Source organism: Zhongshania sp., from assembly GCF_029212375.1.
Taxonomy (GTDB): Bacteria; Pseudomonadota; Gammaproteobacteria; order Pseudomonadales; family Spongiibacteraceae; genus Spongiibacter.
The window spans coordinates 1-16110 of record NZ_JARGNU010000007.1 but is presented as its reverse complement, the minus strand read 5'-3'; the positions used below and the strand labels follow the sequence as shown (position 1 = coordinate 16110).

The window sequence follows — 16110 nt, the reverse complement described above, 5'->3', positions numbered from 1 at the left end:
CCCGAAAATTGATTCCTTAGGGATTTTTTACCTTGTCGCCCACTTTTAACGGCTCTTCCGCTTTTAACACCAAGCCATAACTCACCTTGTCAAAGCTTCGGAACACCATCAGCAATCCCGAGCGAACATCTGGCGTTTTTACACGCTCGTTGGTCACCGGATCAGTTACCACCACGCCAGTTGTGTAAATTGCCATTACATCGCCGGGCACAACTTGATTGCGCTCACCAAGGTTCAAGGTCACCACGTCCATGCTGCCGATTTGGGTCAAACCGCCTTCAACCGCAATAATAAAGCCATTGGTATTGTCGACTGGGGCCTTGGGTTCAAAACGCGCGTGCAACTGACGAATTTCAAGGGGCAGAAAACGGTCGGCGCGGCGGATTTCTTGGGTGCTGCGATTTAAGGTGAGGGTGGCCACGTCTTTTTCGGTAGCAAGAAGGTTTGCCGTGCCAATATCGGTGGCTTCAACACCCAGCACTTCGCCGCTAGTTGGGTCGATATAGACCTGGCCGCGGCGGTAAATACCAAAGGTTTCCTCGGCGCTAAAATCACCGCGGCCCAGCACTTGATCGCCGGCACCCGCCACAATATTGCCGCGCTTACCGGCTAGCACATAGGGTGCTGCCGCCAGTTCTTCGTCACTTACCACACGGCTGCGAGTGAGAAAGGGCGCAATCACATCTAGCGGTATCGCCGGTATGGCGTCCTTCACGTCAGAAATGCGCATCTGCGGGGTGAGTTTAACGATGCCGTCGTCTGGACCAGGATTGCGCACCAGCACGGGTTTACCGTCGATCCACATCAGCTTTAATACATCGCCAGGGTAGATAAGGTGCGGATTTTTGACCTGCGGGTTATAGTGCCAAAGCTCGGGCCAATACCAAGGGTCATTTAGAAACATCGCCGAAATGTCCCACAGGGTATCGCCCTTAACGACCACATAGGTTTGTGGATGCCCAGCTTTCAAAGAAAGTACGTCCCCAGCCTGAGCAAACGCCATCAGCAAGCCAAGACATACTCCCATTACCGTGTTCTTCATAATCGCTTCCTATAGCACTCTGATCTGGTCGCCAACTACCCGCAATATCGCAAGAATCAGGCATTTCTTAAACGCTCGCTGTATAATATAGAGGATACTCTGCAACAGGCGAATGATTTGTAGAGGAATTGTGGCTTGTTATGCCCACACAAGTATCATCTTAGCAATACTTACACAACTTACACGAAAAATGGTCACAAACTGTTATGGCTGTACTTGAAATTCTCGAGTTTCCTGACCCGAGACTGCGAACCATCGCAAAACCCGTAAAAATAGTCGACGAGCGTGTCCGCAACTTGATCGACGATATGTTCGAAACCATGTACGAGGCGCCCGGCATTGGCTTGGCCGCCAGTCAGGTTAATGTGCATGAACGGATTGTGGTTATCGACACCAGCGACGACCACAGCGAGCCGCTGGTGTTTATCAACCCCGAAATTACCGTGTTGGATCAAGACACCTTTCAATACGACGAAGGCTGTTTGTCGGTGCCCGGTTTTTATGAAACCGTGGAACGCCCCCAGCACATCCGCGTCAAGGCCCTCGACCGCAACGGCGACGCCTTTGAAATGCAACCCGAGGGGCTGCTCGCGGTGTGTATTCAGCACGAGAACGACCACCTTCTTGGCAAGCTGTTTGTCGATTATATATCGCCGCTCAAACGCAATCGCATCCGCAGCAAAATGGAAAAACTCCATAAGCAAAACAACTAGGATTACACATGAGCGCGCCCTCTTTACGGCTGGTTTTTGCTGGCACCCCCGAGTTTGCCGCCCATCACTTGCAGGCACTCATTAACGACGGCCACCACCAGATCGTCGCCGCTTACACCCAGCCCGACCGGCCCGCTGGCCGAGGCAAAAAGACCCTGCCCAGCGCGGTTAAACTCTGCGCCGAAGCGGCGGGCATTCCGGTATTGCAACCGGCCAATTTCCGCGATGCCAGCGACCGCGAGATCCTCGCCAGTCACCGCGCCGACCTGATGATTGTGGTCGCCTATGGCCTGCTACTGCCGCAAAGCGTGCTCGATATTCCGCGCCTAGGTTGCATTAATGTGCACGGCTCGCTGCTGCCTCGCTGGCGGGGCGCAGCGCCAATTCAGCGCGCCATTGAAACCGGCGACAGCGAAACCGGCGTGACCATTATGCAAATGGACGCCGGCCTCGACACCGGCGCCATGCTCAGCAATGTCAGCTGCGTGATTGGCCCAGCCGACAGCGCCGCCGACCTGCTGGCGCGGCTGGCTAACATTGGCGGCCCCGCCCTGGTCAACACCATCGCTGCGCTCGCCAACGGCACCGCCCAAGCCGAAATCCAAGACGACAGCCTGAGTAATTACGCCGCCAAAATCAGCAAGGCCGAGGCCGAGATTAACTGGCAGTTAGACGCCCTGAGCCTAGATCGGAAAATTCGCGCCTTTAATCCGTTTCCCATCAGCTATACCCGCTTTGCCACCAGCAAGCCCGACGAGCGTATAAAAATTTGGCGCGCCCAGCCCGAGAATAGCGCCAGCAATGGTCAGGCTGCCGGCGAAATTATTAGCGCCGACAAAAGCGGCATCTTAGTGGCCTGCGGCCAAAACAGCCTGCGTATTTTGGAACTGCAAATGCCCGGCGGCAAAGTATTGGCCGCCCGCGACGTACTCAACTCCCGCGCCGAGCAATTTAGCCCCGGCACCCTGTTTGCCTCTGCACAAGGCTCTTTATGAAATGTCCCCGGGTCGCTGCAGCGCGCTGCCTCGCCAGTATTGCCCAAGAGGGCAGCTCGCTGTCTCGTCAATTACCCCGCGGCGAGCAAGACCTCGACCCCGCGCAGCGGCCCCTGTACAGAGAGCTGTGCTACGGTACTCTGCGCTATTATTGGCGCCTCGACGCCGGCCTCAAGCCGCTGTTCAGCAAAGGCCTTAAACCGAAAGACAGCGATGTAAAAATGCTGATTTTAATCGGCGCCTACCAACTTTTTTACACTCGCATTCCACCCCACGCCGCCATTAATAGCGCGGTTGAAGGCTGCCGCAGCTTGGGTAAAAAATGGGCGGCGGGCATGGCCAACGCCATACTGCGGCGCTGTCAGCGCGAGCAAGACTCGCTGTTTAAAGATTTAAAGCCCGCTGCCGAAGCGGCGTTTCCAGCTTGGCTCTATCAGGCCATTGCCCAAGCTTGGCCCGACCAGCTGACCGACATCATGGCTGCCAGCAACGCTCATCCACCGTTCTGCCTGCGCCTCAATCGCCTGCACCAAGACCGCGATAGTTATTTGCAGCGCCTCGCCGAGCAAGAGATGAACGCCAGCCCCTGCGAATTTGCCCCCTACGGTATTCGCCTCGACAAAGCCTGCGCGGTAGACAAGCTGCCGGGCTTTGCCGATGGCCATATAAGCGTGCAAGACGAAGCCGCCCAACTCTGTACTCAGCTGCTGGATTTACACGCCGGCCAGCGGGTCTTAGATGCCTGCGCCGCGCCGGGCGGTAAAACCGGCGCCATACTCGAGGCCGAGCCCGCGCTGGCCGAGCTGGTCGCGCTCGACATCGACGAGCAGCGCCTGAGCCGAATTAGCGATAATTTACAGCGCCTACAGCTCAGCGCCAGCTTGGTCGCGGCGGATGCCGCCGACCTCGACAGCTGGTGGGACGGCCGCCATTTTGACCGCATATTGCTCGACGCGCCGTGTTCGGCAACCGGCGTGATTCGCCGCAACCCCGACATTAAGCTCAACCGAGTAGTCAGCGATATTGCGCCGCTGTGCCGCTTGCAGGCGAGCTTGCTCGACCAGCTGTGGCAGTGCTTGGCGCCAGGCGGCGTGTTTGTGTACGCGACCTGTTCATTATTGCCCGCCGAAAACGAGGCGCAGATTAGCGCGTTTCTTAGCAGGCAGGCCGGGGCCGAACTGCTGCCCATCGCGGCAGATTGGGGCGTAAATCGCGACGGCTGTCGGCAGTTATTTCCCCAAGAGCAGGGTCACGACGGTTTTTTCTATGCGGTGCTGCGGAAAAAACTGTAAACGGCGCTATTGAGTGCCACACTAGAAGATCACACAATTAGCAACATCAGCGATAGCGCAGGCGATAGCGAACGATGAAAATCATAATACTTGGCGCAGGGCAGGTCGGTGGCACCTTGGCGGCGAATCTCGCCAGCGAACACAATGACATCACCGTGGTCGACAAAGACCCCGAACGGCTGCGTGAACTCCAAGACCGCCTCGATATTGGCACCGTTACCGGCCAAGCCTCGCACCCCGATGTGCTGGAGCGCGCCGGCGCCGCCGATGCCGACCTGCTGATTGCAGTAACTAATAGCGACGAGATCAATATGATCGCCTGCCAAGTCGCCTACACCTTATTTCGCACCCCAACCAAAATTTCGCGCATTCGCTCCAACTCCTACACCAATGTTGAAAAATTATTTGGCAATGATGCGATTCCCATCGACGTTTTTATCAGCCCAGAAGAGCTAGTCACCCAGTACATAAAGCGTTTATTACAATACCCTGGCTCCCTTCAGGTACTGGACTTTGCCGACGGCAGGGTGCAACTGGTGGCGGTAAAAGCCTATTACGGCGGCCCCATGGTGGGCAATGAACTGGCGGCGATTCGCGAGCACATGCCCACCGTTGACACCCGCGTGGCGGCTATTTTTCGGCGTGGCACCGCCATTATGCCCAGCGGCGACACCGTAGTAGAGGCGGGCGATGAAGTGTTTTTTATCGCCGCCAAAAAGAACATCATGCCAGTGATGAGCGAGCTGCGCCGTCTCGACACACCCTATAAGCGTTTGGTTATTGCCGGTGGCGGCAATATTGGCGAGCGCTTGGCCCGCGCCGTAGAAAGTCGCTACCACGTTAAAATTATTGAGCGCAGCTATGAACGCTGCAGGGCGCTGTCTGAGCAGTTGTCGAAAGCCATCGTACTCCACGGCAGCGCCTCTGATCACGACTTGCTCGCCCAAGAAAACATTGAAGAGACCGATGTTTTCCTCGCCCTAACCAATGACGACGAAGCCAATATCATGTCGTCGCTACTGGCAAAGCGCATGGGCGCAAAAAAGGTAATTACCTTGATCACCAATCCCGCCTATGTGGATTTGGTGCAGGGCGGCGATATCGACATTGCTATTTCACCCCAGCAAATCACCATTGGCAGCCTGCTCACCCACGTACGGCGCGGCGACATTTACAATGTACACGCCCTGCGCCGCGGCGCGGCCGAGGCCTTAGAGATTATTGCCCACGGCGACAGTCGCTCGTCTAAGGTGGTTGGCCGCCGCTTAGATGAAATTGTACTGCCCGAGGGCGTGAGTATTGGCGCGCTAGTGCGCGGCGAAGAGGTAATGATCGCCCACAGTCATTTAACGGTGGAGCCAGAAGATCATTTAATTTTATTCCTTGTGGATAAGAGCAAAATCAAACTGGTTGAGAAACTCTTTCAAGTTGGCTTCAGCTTTTTCTAATGGCAAATTTAGCCGCTAAAGGCCAAGCATGCATCTGAGTATTATTTGCCGAATTATCGGCATGCTACTGATGATTTTTAGCCTGACCATGGCAGTGCCAGCGGTGCTCGCCCTTGTGTTCGACGACGGCGCCCTAAACGCCTTTGTATGGGCATTTAGCCTAACCTTCTGTAGCGGCCTACTGCTGTGGATAGGCAATTTAAAAAAGCGCCAAGAACTGAGTATTCGCGACGGCTTTTTAGTGGTCTCGCTGTTCTGGACCGTACTCGGCCTATTCGGCGCGCTGCCCTTTTACCTGGCCGACAGCCCTGGGCTGTCCATTAGCGAGTCGGTGTTTGAATCGATCTCGGGGCTAACCACCACCGGCGCCACGGTAATTACCGGCCTCGACGAACTGCCAATTTCTATTTTGTTTTATCGCCAATTTTTGCAGTGGCTGGGTGGCATCGGGATTATCGTTATTGCCGTTGCCATTCTGCCGATACTCGGCATTGGGGGCATGCAGCTATACCGCGCCGAAACGCCCGGCCCCGTTAAAGACAATAAGCTCACACCCCGCATTACCGGCACCGCCAAGGTACTATTCTTAATGTATTTAGCCTTAACCGCCGTGTGCGCGTTGGCTTACTGGCTGGCGGGAATGAGCATTTTTGACGCCATTAGCCACTCATTCTCCACGGTGGCCATTGGCGGTTTCTCTACCCACGACGCCAGTATGGGCTATTTTCAAAGCCCGCTTATTTTAATGATTTGCAGCGCCTTTATGCTCTTTGCAGGCATGAGTTTTACCATTCACTTTCACGTATGGCGGGCCCGCTCTGTAAGGCAGTATTTTCGCGACTCTGAAACCAAATTTTACTTGGCGATTATTAGCATTGCCATTTTAACCATCTCGGTTTATTTGTTTTTTAGCGGCACCTACAGCCTCAACGACAGTATTGTGCACGGTATATTCCACACCGTGTCGGTCGCGACCACCGCCGGTTTTGGCGCCGAAGACTTCTCTATATGGCCGAGCTTTTTACCCGTTGCGGTTATTATGCTGTCGTTTATGGGCGGCTGCGCTGGCTCCACCGGTGGCGGCATGAAAGCGGTGAGAGTGATGTTGGTTGCCAAACAGGGCATGCGCGAAATGAACCAGCTAATTCACCCCAGCGCGGTTATCCCCCTAAAAATTGGCGCCCACCGCGTCGAAGCCAAAGTCGTCAGCGCAGTGTGGAGCTTCGTTGGCGTGTATATGATCTCCTTCATTATTATCACGCTCGCCATGATGGCCTGCGGCTTAGATTCACTCTCGGCGTTCTCGGCTACCGCCGCCTCCATCAATAACATGGGACCAGGGCTCGGCGAGGTTGCCGCCAGTTATCGCAGCGTCAGCGACACTGGCAAATGGATTTTATGCTACGCCATGCTCTTGGGCCGCTTAGAGATATTCACACTGCTGGTATTATTAATGCCCGCATTCTGGCGGCGATAGCCATGAACAGCCATCAGCCAAGCCTCAGCAGCAGAGCCAAATGGAACCAGCGCCACCAGCAGCGCGAGCTGCCAGTAGCCGCGTGCCGCGTATTACAAAACCATCGTGATTTACTGCCCTGCACTGGGCTAGCGCTGGATGTGGCCTGCGGCCTAGGTGGCAATGCGGTATTGCTCGCCCAAGCGGGGCTAGAGTGCGAGGCCGTAGATATTTCCGATGTTGCCGTTACGCGCCTAAATGATTACGCCCGCAGCCAGAATTTATCCCTAACGGCACGGCAAGCCGACATCGAGACCAATGGCCTTGGCTTGGTTTCAAACTTAGTCGCCAAACAATACGATGTAATTACCGTAAGCTACTTTCTGTACCGCCCCCTGTTCCCAGCGCTTATTGCAGCTCTAAAGCCCGGAGGCTTATTGTTTTACCAAACCTTCGTAAGTACCGCCGCTGGCGAGATGCGCGGGCCTAAAAATTCAAATTTTTACTTACACAAAAAGGAACTGCTATCACATTTTAAAGGTCTGGAAATACGATACTATTGTGAAGGCCCACACGACCGTAACGATAATGCCGCAGCGGAAGCGGAATTGATTGCACGCAAACCAAGCTCGTGGAATTCATCCGACGGCAGTCTATGCTCGGACACTCGCTCTTCTAACTAGGTGGCACATGGGATATCTTTTTCTGGCAATTGGCTTATGCATTTCTGTCGGCTTGTCGGCAGCAAGCTATATTGTTCTAGAAACACCCTATCAACCCGCTTTACTCGCCTTGGCCACGCTTTCGGCGTGCAGCATTTTTTTGTGCTTTTGCTTTTGTGTTTACCTCGATACCCTGCATAGTAAGCGTCGCGCAAACCAACGCGAAAACCAACAACTTAAAATGCTCTTAGAACACGGCTCCTCTGCCATGTTGTTGCTTAACCCTAAATTAGAGCCGGAGTATATTAATCACCGTCACGCTACCCTAACCAAATTAGATGTTGAAGATCCAAAAAAACTAATCAATACCCACAAATGGAAGCAACATGTCGCGCCCGAAACTCGGCGCCGCATTCGCGAAGCCATCGCCGAAGGAAAAGCCTGGCAGGGTGAATTACGCTTTGGCGATTCGGAGTTTGATGATTATTTAGCCACCACAATAACGCCTATTTATAATAGCCGAGGCGATCTCAGCAATATTATTGTGTGCTGCGAAGACATCTCTGAACACAAAGCCATTGCCGATCGTTTATTTATTCGCGAGCACTACAATGTCTTAACCGGATTGCCCAATCGTCAATTTGCACTGCGTAGCTTGAGCGCCACCATCGATAAATGTGCGGCGTTACAACAGCAATTTATGCTGATTTATATCGACCTCGACCGCATCCGCTATATCAACGAATCCCTAGGTCACTTTGTGGTTGATAAAGTACTTATTGAAACCGCCGAGCGCCTGCGCCTCGCCGTGCCAGACGAGCAATTAATCGCCCACCTTGGCGCCGATGAATTCTTAATTATTCTCGACACGTCGAGCGGTAATGACAGCGCGCGCGAATTAGCAGAAGACCTCCTGGAACGTTGCCGCACACCATTTTATATCGAACAACACGAAGTAAATATTTCCGCCAGCGTGGGGCTTAGTCAATACCCCGCCGACGGCAACGACAGCAACACCTTAATGCGGCGCGCCGAAGCCGCCATGTTTGCCGCAAAAGCCGATAGCGGAAATCGCTTTTGTTTTTACGATGAAAGCATGAGCCATCAAGCCGATCGTCGCCTAGATTTAGAAAGCCATTTACGCCATGCCATCGCCCGCAATGAGCTTGAACTTTATTATCAGCCAATGATTAATTTAACAAATCATCAGCTCGTTGGCGTCGAGGTATTACTGCGCTGGCACAATAGTAAGCTCGGCAACCCCGCTCCCGACGAATTTATTCCAGTGGCCGAACACAGCGGTCAAATTATTGCCATTGGCAGCTGGGTACTAGAGCAGGCTTGCAAGCAAATTATAGCTTGGTCACAAGCGGGCTTGGCGAATCTAAATGTTGCCGTTAATATTTCTAATAAACAATTTTCTGATGGCGACATTGTCAAAAATGTTGCTCACGCGCTAAAGGTAAGTGGCTTGCCCGCCCGCCAATTAGAATTAGAAATTACCGAAGGTCTGCTTATCAATGACACGCCCACTATTCGCCGCCAATTCAAAGAGCTTAAATCGCTGGGTATTCATCTGTCGCTAGACGATTTCGGCACTGGCTACGCCTCGCTGAGCTACCTTAAACGCTATCCCTTCGACACCTTAAAAATTGATCGCAGTTTTGTTAAAGATATTGATCACTGCGAAGACAGCGTTGCCCTCACCAACGCCATAATCGCCATGGCCCATAGCTTTAAAATGAAGGTAATTGCCGAGGGTGTAGAAAATTTAAATCAGCGCCGAATCCTACGCGAGCGCCACTGCGACATGGTGCAGGGTTATCTTTACTCGCCAGCCTTACCCGCCGGACCGTTTCTAGAGTGGGCTAAACGCTACGCCGAGATGCAACATAGCAAGCATGTTTAATTAGTCGCCATAACGCGGCACTAACTAACGTACACCACTAAAGCAAATGGGTCGCGAAATGAGAAAATCCCTTGTAGTAGTGATTATTGCGATCGTCGCCGCCTATAGTTGGAATCAATATACGCCCAGCGCTGTTAGCAGCGTTAAAACGACACTATCTAATAAATCCGCAGCGCCGAATTTTGCAAACGCCAGCAATAGCGATCGCAGTCTCACACGCGCCTATGAGCAGAAATTAAGCAACATTCAAGTAGAAGGCCGAGGCAAAGTAGAAAAAATCTTAGCAGACGACACTGCCGGCAGTCGCCACCAAAAATTCATTCTTCGCCTTAACTCTGGGCAGACACTATTAGTAGCTCACAATATTGATCTAGCGCCGCGCATTGCTAGCTTGCAGACCGGAGACGACATTGCTTTTTTTGGCGAGTACGAATGGAATCAACGAGGCGGTGTAATACATTGGACCCATCACGATCCAGCAGGCCGCCACCGCAATGGTTGGCTAGAACATCGCGGTCGGCGCTACCAGTAAGTTTTAAATTATTATTAGGCTAAGGCTTTCCACAAACCGAGCAGGCTAATGAATAATAGGGTGCAACCCAATATTCTAAAAAACAGCGGCGTTTCGGCGCTAAGCATACGCCGATGAAAGCGCAGGCCAATAAAGTGGCCTACTGCAGCGCAGGGCAAAAGCCAAAGATGATGAATTAATTGCAAGTCTATACCTGCATAAATAAACGCCGCCAACTTAATGCTAACCAAAATAAACCACAGTGCAAAAAGCGTGTCACGCAGGCGCTCGCGAGCAATATGCTGCGCGGCAACGGCAATAATCAGTGGTGCGCCAATTAGCGAGGTGCCGCTAATATAGGCACCAACAATAAGAAATACCGCGTCTATAAATTTGCTATTGCTCTTAAAGGGTTTGTTTGCAATGTACGAGAGCGCGTAGACCGAGACAATAGAAAAAATAATGATGCTGAGCACATTGGCAGGCAGCGTGATTAAGCCAAATACACCCAAGAGCTTGGGCACAATCATAATACCGAGCATATAGCGCAGATATGGCCAATCTACGGTACTCGCGTGTTCGCGACCAACCGCTTGGCTACTGCGATTATTCAACACTAAAGTAATGGAAGAAAAGATCAACAACTGCACCGAAATCAGCGGCAAAAAAACCAGTGGCTGGTTGTCTACCAACAGCAGGAAAGGCAGGCTGAGTACCGCGCCGCCAAAGCCTAAGCCAGAGCGCACAAAGCCGCTCCAAATAAAAATAATGCCAATCAGCACGTACTGATAGAGGGCGAGGTCGGCCATGAAAATCCTGTTTAATCGAGAGGTAAAAAAAGCGGCGGGCAGTATGCAGATTGTAATGGTCTGCACACTAAAATCCTAGTTGAGCGGAGCCGCCCGTATTATGACGTTTTAGCACTCATTACGGTATAGACCGCTATGCGGCTTGCAATCTACGGCCCATACCCCCACTAATAGATGTGCTGAACTCTAATTAAAGGCTGATTCAATGTCTGCTCAGAACAATAACGGCGCCAAAGACCCTTGGGGCTCTGGCCAACAGTCGCCCCCCGACTTAGACGCAATTATCAACAACACCATTAAGAATTTGAAAAGCAAATTTTCGGGTGGCGGTGCGGGCGGCAAAGGCGGTGGCGGTGGCGCTGCGGGGCTTGGTCGCGCCCTGCCAATAATTCTATTGTTTGCTGCGGCCATCAGCCTGTGGTCTGCCTATTACACCGTACCCAGCGATTCCGTCGCCGTAGTACAGCGCTTTGGTATGTACCTAAAAGAAGTGCCCCCAGGTTTGCACTTTAAACTGCCGCTGGGCATTGATAAATCGACAATAGTGCCGGTAAAACGTCAGCTTAAGCAGGAGTTTGGTTTTTCTACACCGGGCGCCAGAGACGCGTATCAAGGCAGCCGCGACGGCAACCTAGAGACCCAAATGGTAACAGGTGATCTGAATGCGGCCTTAGTTGAGTGGGTGGTGCAGTATCGGATATCAGATCCCGTAAAATTCTTATTTGCGGTGCGCGAGCCGGCAGAGACCCTGCGCTATGTATCGGAATCGGTCATGCGTTCAGTGGTCGGCGACCGCACTGTTGACGAGGTCATCACCATTGGCCGCCAAGAAATTGAAGTCGAAGCCCTCGTAAAAATGCAGGACCTATCCAGCAAATATGAGATGGGCATCAATATCGATCAAGTTCAACTGAAAAATATCAATCCACCACGGCCGGTGCAAGAATCCTTTAACGAGGTGAACCAAGCCCAGCAGGAAAAAGAGAAGCTCATTAACGAAGCGCGCAGGGAATACAATAAAGTGATTCCGCTCGCCGAAGGTGAGAAAGACCAGCGCATTCGCGAGGCAGACGGCTATCGTTTAAAACGTATTAATGAGGCCGAAGGTGATGTTGCCCGCTTTAACGCCTTGTTTACCGAGTACCGTAAAGCGCCCGAAGTTACGCGGCGCCGAATTTACATAGAAACCATGCAGGAGATTATGCCCAATATTCAAAACAAAATTTTGGTCGACGACGATATGAGTGGTTTGCTTCCGCTATTAAACATTGGCGAACAAAAGGGCAGCAAAAAATGAAAAACTTTAAATCTGTCGCAGCCATGGTAGTGGTATTTGGTGGTTTATTTGTATTGATGAACTCAACGTACACGGTTGATGAAGTTGAACAAGTTATTATTACTCAGTTCGGTAAACCCGTTGGCGAACCCGTTACCGAGGCGGGCCTTAAGTTTAAAGTGCCCTTTATTCAAGAAGTGAACCCTATCGACAAGCGCGTATTGGAATGGGATGGTGCGCCGTCGGATATGCCCACCAAAGACAAGCTGTATATCTCGGTTGACCTGTTTGCGCGCTGGCGCATTGTTGACCCACTGCAATACTTTTTGCGGCTACGCGACGAGCGCAGCGCCCAATCACGCCTAGACGATATTCTTGGCAGTGAAACCCGCAATGCGGTGGCCAAACACGAGTTAATTGAGATTATTCGCACCACCAAAGATCGCGTTCCCCTGCGCGATGCGGTGCTGGCATCCTCATCGCAGGGCCTAAACATGGGTGCCTTAGTGCCCATTGAAAAAGGCCGGCAATTAGTGGAGCAAGAAATATTTAAGGAGGCCGCAGAAAAAGTGGGCGTGTTTGGAATTGAACTGCTCGACATTCGCTTTAAACGCATTAATTACAATGCCAGCGTACGACCCAAAATTTACGACCGCATGATTAGTGAGCGCCGCCAGATAGCCGAACGCTTTTTATCTGAGGGCAACGGCGAGGCAGCGCGGATTAGAGGTAACCGCGTTAGGGAGTTAAACAAGATCCAGTCTGAAGCCTATCGCGAAGTAGAAGAAATTCGCGGTTTAGCCGACGCTAAAGCTACCGAAATTTACGCAAGCGCCTATAATCAGAGCCCACAGTCGGTAGAGTTTTATGAATTTACTCGAACTATGGCGGCCTACTCCTCACTTGTTGATAAGCAGACCACCTTGGTGCTGTCTACCGACAGTGATTTGTTCAAGTTCCTAAAAGGTATGACGCCGCGACCAGCGGCAAAGTAACACCACCGTGTAAAGGAGCATTGCCATGAGTAAAGAGCAGAAAAGTAATAAGGAAACCAAAAAGAAGGCGGTCTTGTCGCAAAAAGAAAAGCGCCAGGTTAAAAAGTCTAAGGCCGGTTCAAGGCCAGATCCTTTCGCAAAGCTTTAATACCGCAGGGCGGTGGCGCGCAAGCGCCCCGCATTCATCCTTACTTGTTATTCCCCCGAACACACCCCTAGCAACAGCTCAAACAAGCGCGAGTGCGACGCTTATTACGCTGCCCTCACACCCTGATGAAGCTCTGCTAACAAACGATCCTTCTCAAGCCACAACGCCGAAACCCACTGCTGAAATTCACTGCGAAATTGCTCGTCGTTCAAATAATCGCGGCTTAAATAGCGCGGGGCAATTGCCTGCTTTTCTACACGCACCACAACATGCTTAACGCGACCAGACAGGAAATGCCAAAAACTGCGGTCGTCGCTGGGGTAGTAAATAGTAAGATTGAGCATGGTGTGCAATTGCTCGCCCATGGCGCCCAATACAAAAGCCGCGCCACCCGCACGGGGTTTTAGCAGATGCTGGTAGGGCGACTGCTGCTGTAGCTGTTTTGCAGGGGTAAAGCGCGTACCTTCTAAAAAATTAAACACCGTCACCGGCGTGTATTTAAACTTTTCGCAGGCTTTTCGCGTTGTTTCCAAGTCCTTACCCTTTAAAGCGGGGTTCTTGGCAATGTCGGCGGCAGAATAGCGCTTCATAAACGGAAAATCTAAAGCCCACCACGCCAAGCCAATAACCGGCACCCAAATCAACTGCTGCTTAAGGAAAAACTTGAGCATGGGAATTTTGCGAAACAAGACTTTTTGCGCCACTAAAATATCGGCCCAAGACTGGTGATTACAGGTCACAAAATACCAATCATCAAGGCTTAAGTCCTCGGCGCCCTCAATATCCCAATGAATATCATTAACAACATCGAGCAACACATTATTAAAGCCCACCCATAAATTGGCGATCTCAATTGATACCACCGTACACCAGCGCCGCCACGGCGCAATTGGAATCAATAATTTAAGCACCGCCACCAACAGTAGGAAGGGTACCAATACTAAGGTAGAGCAAATAATCAGCAGCATGGTCAGGCTGCCGCGCAGCCAGTGGGGAAGAAAATTCAGCATGAGTTCTTATCTGTTATCGGCACAAGAGCCGCCATTGTAACGCATGAACACATTGTTGCGGAACCTTGCCCGATACACGAAAAAAAAAGGGCTTATTGCCGTATACAATGCCTTAGATAATAGTAAGCACCCACTTACCATTAAATTCAACACAACAACAATACAAGCGCTACGCGCAGTCACTCCGAACTCCCGACATTGTCACGCTGAACCCCACATCGTCACGCTGAACCCCACATCGTCATTCTGAACACCCCACATCGTCATTCTGAACGCCACATCGTCATTCTGAACTTGATTCAGAATCCACTACCACTGAAGTAATTCACGGTTACCCCACCAGATGCCGGATCAAAGTCCGGCATGACAGCCTCGACACAACTAGAAATCAATCGCCGCTTTACACCGTCAAGGCATTTGAACAATAGCGCCGCTCCCATTAACACCTCAGATCGCTACTTAACTCGTTGAAATTTATAAAAATCAGGATATGATCAAGGGAGTGGAATATCTGACAGAAATAAAGGGAGTTAGTCTTCGTTTGACCGGCACTCGCTAATAGCGGGGTTGCTACCTCATTGAATTTCCTTGCATTTTTTAATCCATGCTGAAGCCCCGACTTTGATAAGGGGGCCAAAGTTATAGAGGGGCGCGAGTCTCTATAACAAAACTGTTAGCTTACTTAAGGAGGAGCAATGTACCCACCTGCGTATCCACATGATGAATTAAAGGCGTTACATTCCGATGTTTATCTTCTGCATGGCAGTATAAAAATGGGGCCAGGAATGCGGATGAATCGAAACATGGTCGTTCTCAAAAATGAATGCGACTTAATCTTGATTAATCCAGTTCGTATGAATAGTCAGAGTCTTGCTAGATTAGATGAGCTTGGCAGTGTGAAGCACATATTGAGGCTGGGAGATTTTCACGGTCTTGATGATGCATTTTATCTTGATAGGTACAAATGTGAATTCTGGGCACAGACTGGCCAAGATACCTACAAATCACCAAAAGCATCGACAATTATTACCTCTACCGTTGAACCTCCTTTACCGAATTCACAATTTTTTATCTTCGAGTCAGCAAAGTTTCCTGAGGCAGCCTTGCTTCTGAAAGAACATAAACTTCTTATTACCACTGACAGTGTGCAATACCACGCTGATTGGAGTTATTTCACTGGGTTCACGAAGTTTGTGTTTAAACTACTAGGCTTCAAAGCCGGTATCAACATTGGCCCTCCGTGGCTAAAACGTGTAACCCCTAAAGGTTCTTCGTTGAAGCCGGATTTTGAGAAGCTGCTATTACTAGACTTTGATTCAATTATTGCCGCACATGGCCAGTTGCTGGAGTCAGGGGCAAGGGAAATTCTCGGTCAAGAGGTTCATCGTGTATTCAAGTAAGCTAACAAACATGTCAACCGGACAATTTTTTGCTACGCGCTTTTGTGAATTCCGCTTCGCTACATTTTGTCACAAAAGCACTCCACAAAAAATCGCGCGGTTACATGGGCGTTATACGAATACGAGAGTCAGAGCATGGATGTGAAGCATATTAAGTTTTTATTGGACGAAATATCTAAAGATGTCACATTGTATTCTGAAATATATGGCCCTCAAGAGTCAGTCGATATTCTCAATGAATTTAATGGGTTTGTGTTTGGTAGACTTCAGTTCTGTCTTAGTGAAAGGATGTTTATGGCATTTGCTAGGCTAATGGATCCTGCCGATACTAGAGTTAAAGGCGGTATATCTGAAAATCTTTCACTACTGTCTGGCGTCAACTATCTTGTCCGGTCGGCGACAACTATGATGGCCGGTTAGGTGGTTTCTCTTTTCACTTCTGAT

Annotated in this window: 16 protein-coding genes; 13 read left to right on the top strand and 3 right to left on the bottom strand. The window is 51.0% G+C overall.

Translation table 11 applies throughout. The annotated features are described in order from the left end of the window. Positions 1 to 16: 16 nt before the first annotated feature. Entirely contained in the window at positions 17 to 1042 is a 1026-nt protein-coding gene (locus tag P1U47_RS08890) for a LysM peptidoglycan-binding domain-containing protein (protein ID WP_301028416.1), read from the bottom strand. A 206-nt stretch (positions 1043 to 1248) separates the two neighbouring features. Here P1U47_RS08890 and def point away from each other — a divergent pair, with 206 nt between their 5' ends. The 8 genes from def to P1U47_RS08850 all read left to right on the top strand — a co-directional run bounded on the left by def (position 1249) and on the right by P1U47_RS08850 (position 10049). Next, complete coding sequence (def, locus tag P1U47_RS08885; RefSeq protein WP_301028415.1) at positions 1249 to 1755, top strand: peptide deformylase; 507 nt, start codon at positions 1249 to 1251, stop codon at positions 1753 to 1755. 8 nt (positions 1756 to 1763) lie between these two features. After that, entirely contained in the window at positions 1764 to 2750 is a 987-nt protein-coding gene (fmt, locus tag P1U47_RS08880) for a methionyl-tRNA formyltransferase (RefSeq protein ID WP_301028414.1), read from the top strand. Beyond that, complete coding sequence (gene rsmB, locus P1U47_RS08875; RefSeq protein ID WP_301028413.1) at positions 2747 to 4042, top strand: 16S rRNA (cytosine(967)-C(5))-methyltransferase RsmB; 1296 nt, start codon at positions 2747 to 2749, stop codon at positions 4040 to 4042. Before fmt ends, rsmB begins: the two co-directional genes overlap by 4 nt. Positions 4043 to 4116: 74 nt before the next feature. Beyond that, entirely contained in the window at positions 4117 to 5490 is a 1374-nt protein-coding gene (trkA, locus tag P1U47_RS08870; protein WP_301028411.1) for a Trk system potassium transporter TrkA, read from the top strand. Positions 5491 to 5518: 28 nt separating this feature from the next. Then, positions 5519 to 6967 carry a TrkH family potassium uptake protein gene (locus P1U47_RS08865; RefSeq protein WP_301028410.1) on the top strand — a complete coding sequence of 483 codons (1449 nt, stop codon included), beginning with the start codon at positions 5519 to 5521 and terminating at the stop codon, positions 6965 to 6967. Positions 6968 to 6969: 2 nt separating this feature from the next. After that, on the top strand, positions 6970 to 7629 hold the full coding sequence (locus P1U47_RS08860) for a bifunctional 2-polyprenyl-6-hydroxyphenol methylase/3-demethylubiquinol 3-O-methyltransferase UbiG (protein ID WP_301028409.1): 660 nt from the start codon (positions 6970 to 6972) through the stop codon (positions 7627 to 7629). Between the two features lie 7 nt (positions 7630 to 7636). Further along, complete coding sequence (locus P1U47_RS08855; protein WP_301028408.1) at positions 7637 to 9517, top strand: EAL domain-containing protein; 1881 nt, start codon at positions 7637 to 7639, stop codon at positions 9515 to 9517. Positions 9518 to 9575: 58 nt separating this feature from the next. Then, the gene (locus P1U47_RS08850; RefSeq protein ID WP_301028407.1) at positions 9576 to 10049 is read left to right on the top strand and encodes a DUF3465 domain-containing protein; all 474 of its coding nucleotides are present in this window, start codon (positions 9576 to 9578) and stop codon (positions 10047 to 10049) included. 14 nt (positions 10050 to 10063) lie between these two features. On the opposite strand, the gene P1U47_RS08845 is transcribed toward P1U47_RS08850, so the two are convergent. Then, the gene (locus tag P1U47_RS08845; RefSeq protein WP_301028406.1) at positions 10064 to 10837 is read right to left on the bottom strand and encodes a TSUP family transporter; all 774 of its coding nucleotides are present in this window, start codon (positions 10835 to 10837) and stop codon (positions 10064 to 10066) included. 205 nt (positions 10838 to 11042) lie between these two features. Between P1U47_RS08845 and hflK the strand changes: the two genes are divergently transcribed. From hflK to P1U47_RS08830, 3 genes are read left to right on the top strand one after another with little or no spacing between them, the layout of a single operon-like run. Continuing rightward, positions 11043 to 12134: an FtsH protease activity modulator HflK gene (hflK, locus tag P1U47_RS08840; protein ID WP_301028405.1), complete on the top strand. Its 1092-nt coding sequence runs from the start codon at positions 11043 to 11045 to the stop codon at positions 12132 to 12134. After that, positions 12131 to 13108, top strand: coding sequence for a protease modulator HflC (gene hflC / locus P1U47_RS08835; protein ID WP_301028404.1), 978 nt, complete (start codon positions 12131 to 12133; stop codon positions 13106 to 13108). The genes hflK and hflC overlap by 4 nt, the downstream gene beginning before the upstream one ends. Positions 13109 to 13133: 25 nt before the next feature. Further along, a complete protein-coding gene (locus P1U47_RS08830) occupies positions 13134 to 13256 on the top strand; it encodes a hypothetical protein (RefSeq protein ID WP_301028403.1) in 123 nt (40 codons plus the stop codon). A gap of 104 nt (positions 13257 to 13360) precedes the next feature. Here P1U47_RS08830 and P1U47_RS08825 read toward each other — a convergent pair whose 3' ends face one another. Then, positions 13361 to 14266, bottom strand: coding sequence for an acyltransferase (locus tag P1U47_RS08825; RefSeq protein ID WP_301028402.1), 906 nt, complete (start codon positions 14264 to 14266; stop codon positions 13361 to 13363). A 695-nt stretch (positions 14267 to 14961) separates the two neighbouring features. Between P1U47_RS08825 and P1U47_RS08820 the strand changes: the two genes are divergently transcribed. Next, on the top strand, positions 14962 to 15666 hold the full coding sequence (locus P1U47_RS08820; protein WP_301028401.1) for a hypothetical protein: 705 nt from the start codon (positions 14962 to 14964) through the stop codon (positions 15664 to 15666). Between the two features lie 135 nt (positions 15667 to 15801). Continuing rightward, a complete protein-coding gene (locus tag P1U47_RS08815) occupies positions 15802 to 16086 on the top strand; it encodes a hypothetical protein (protein WP_301028400.1) in 285 nt (94 codons plus the stop codon). Positions 16087 to 16110: the final 24 nt, after the last annotated feature.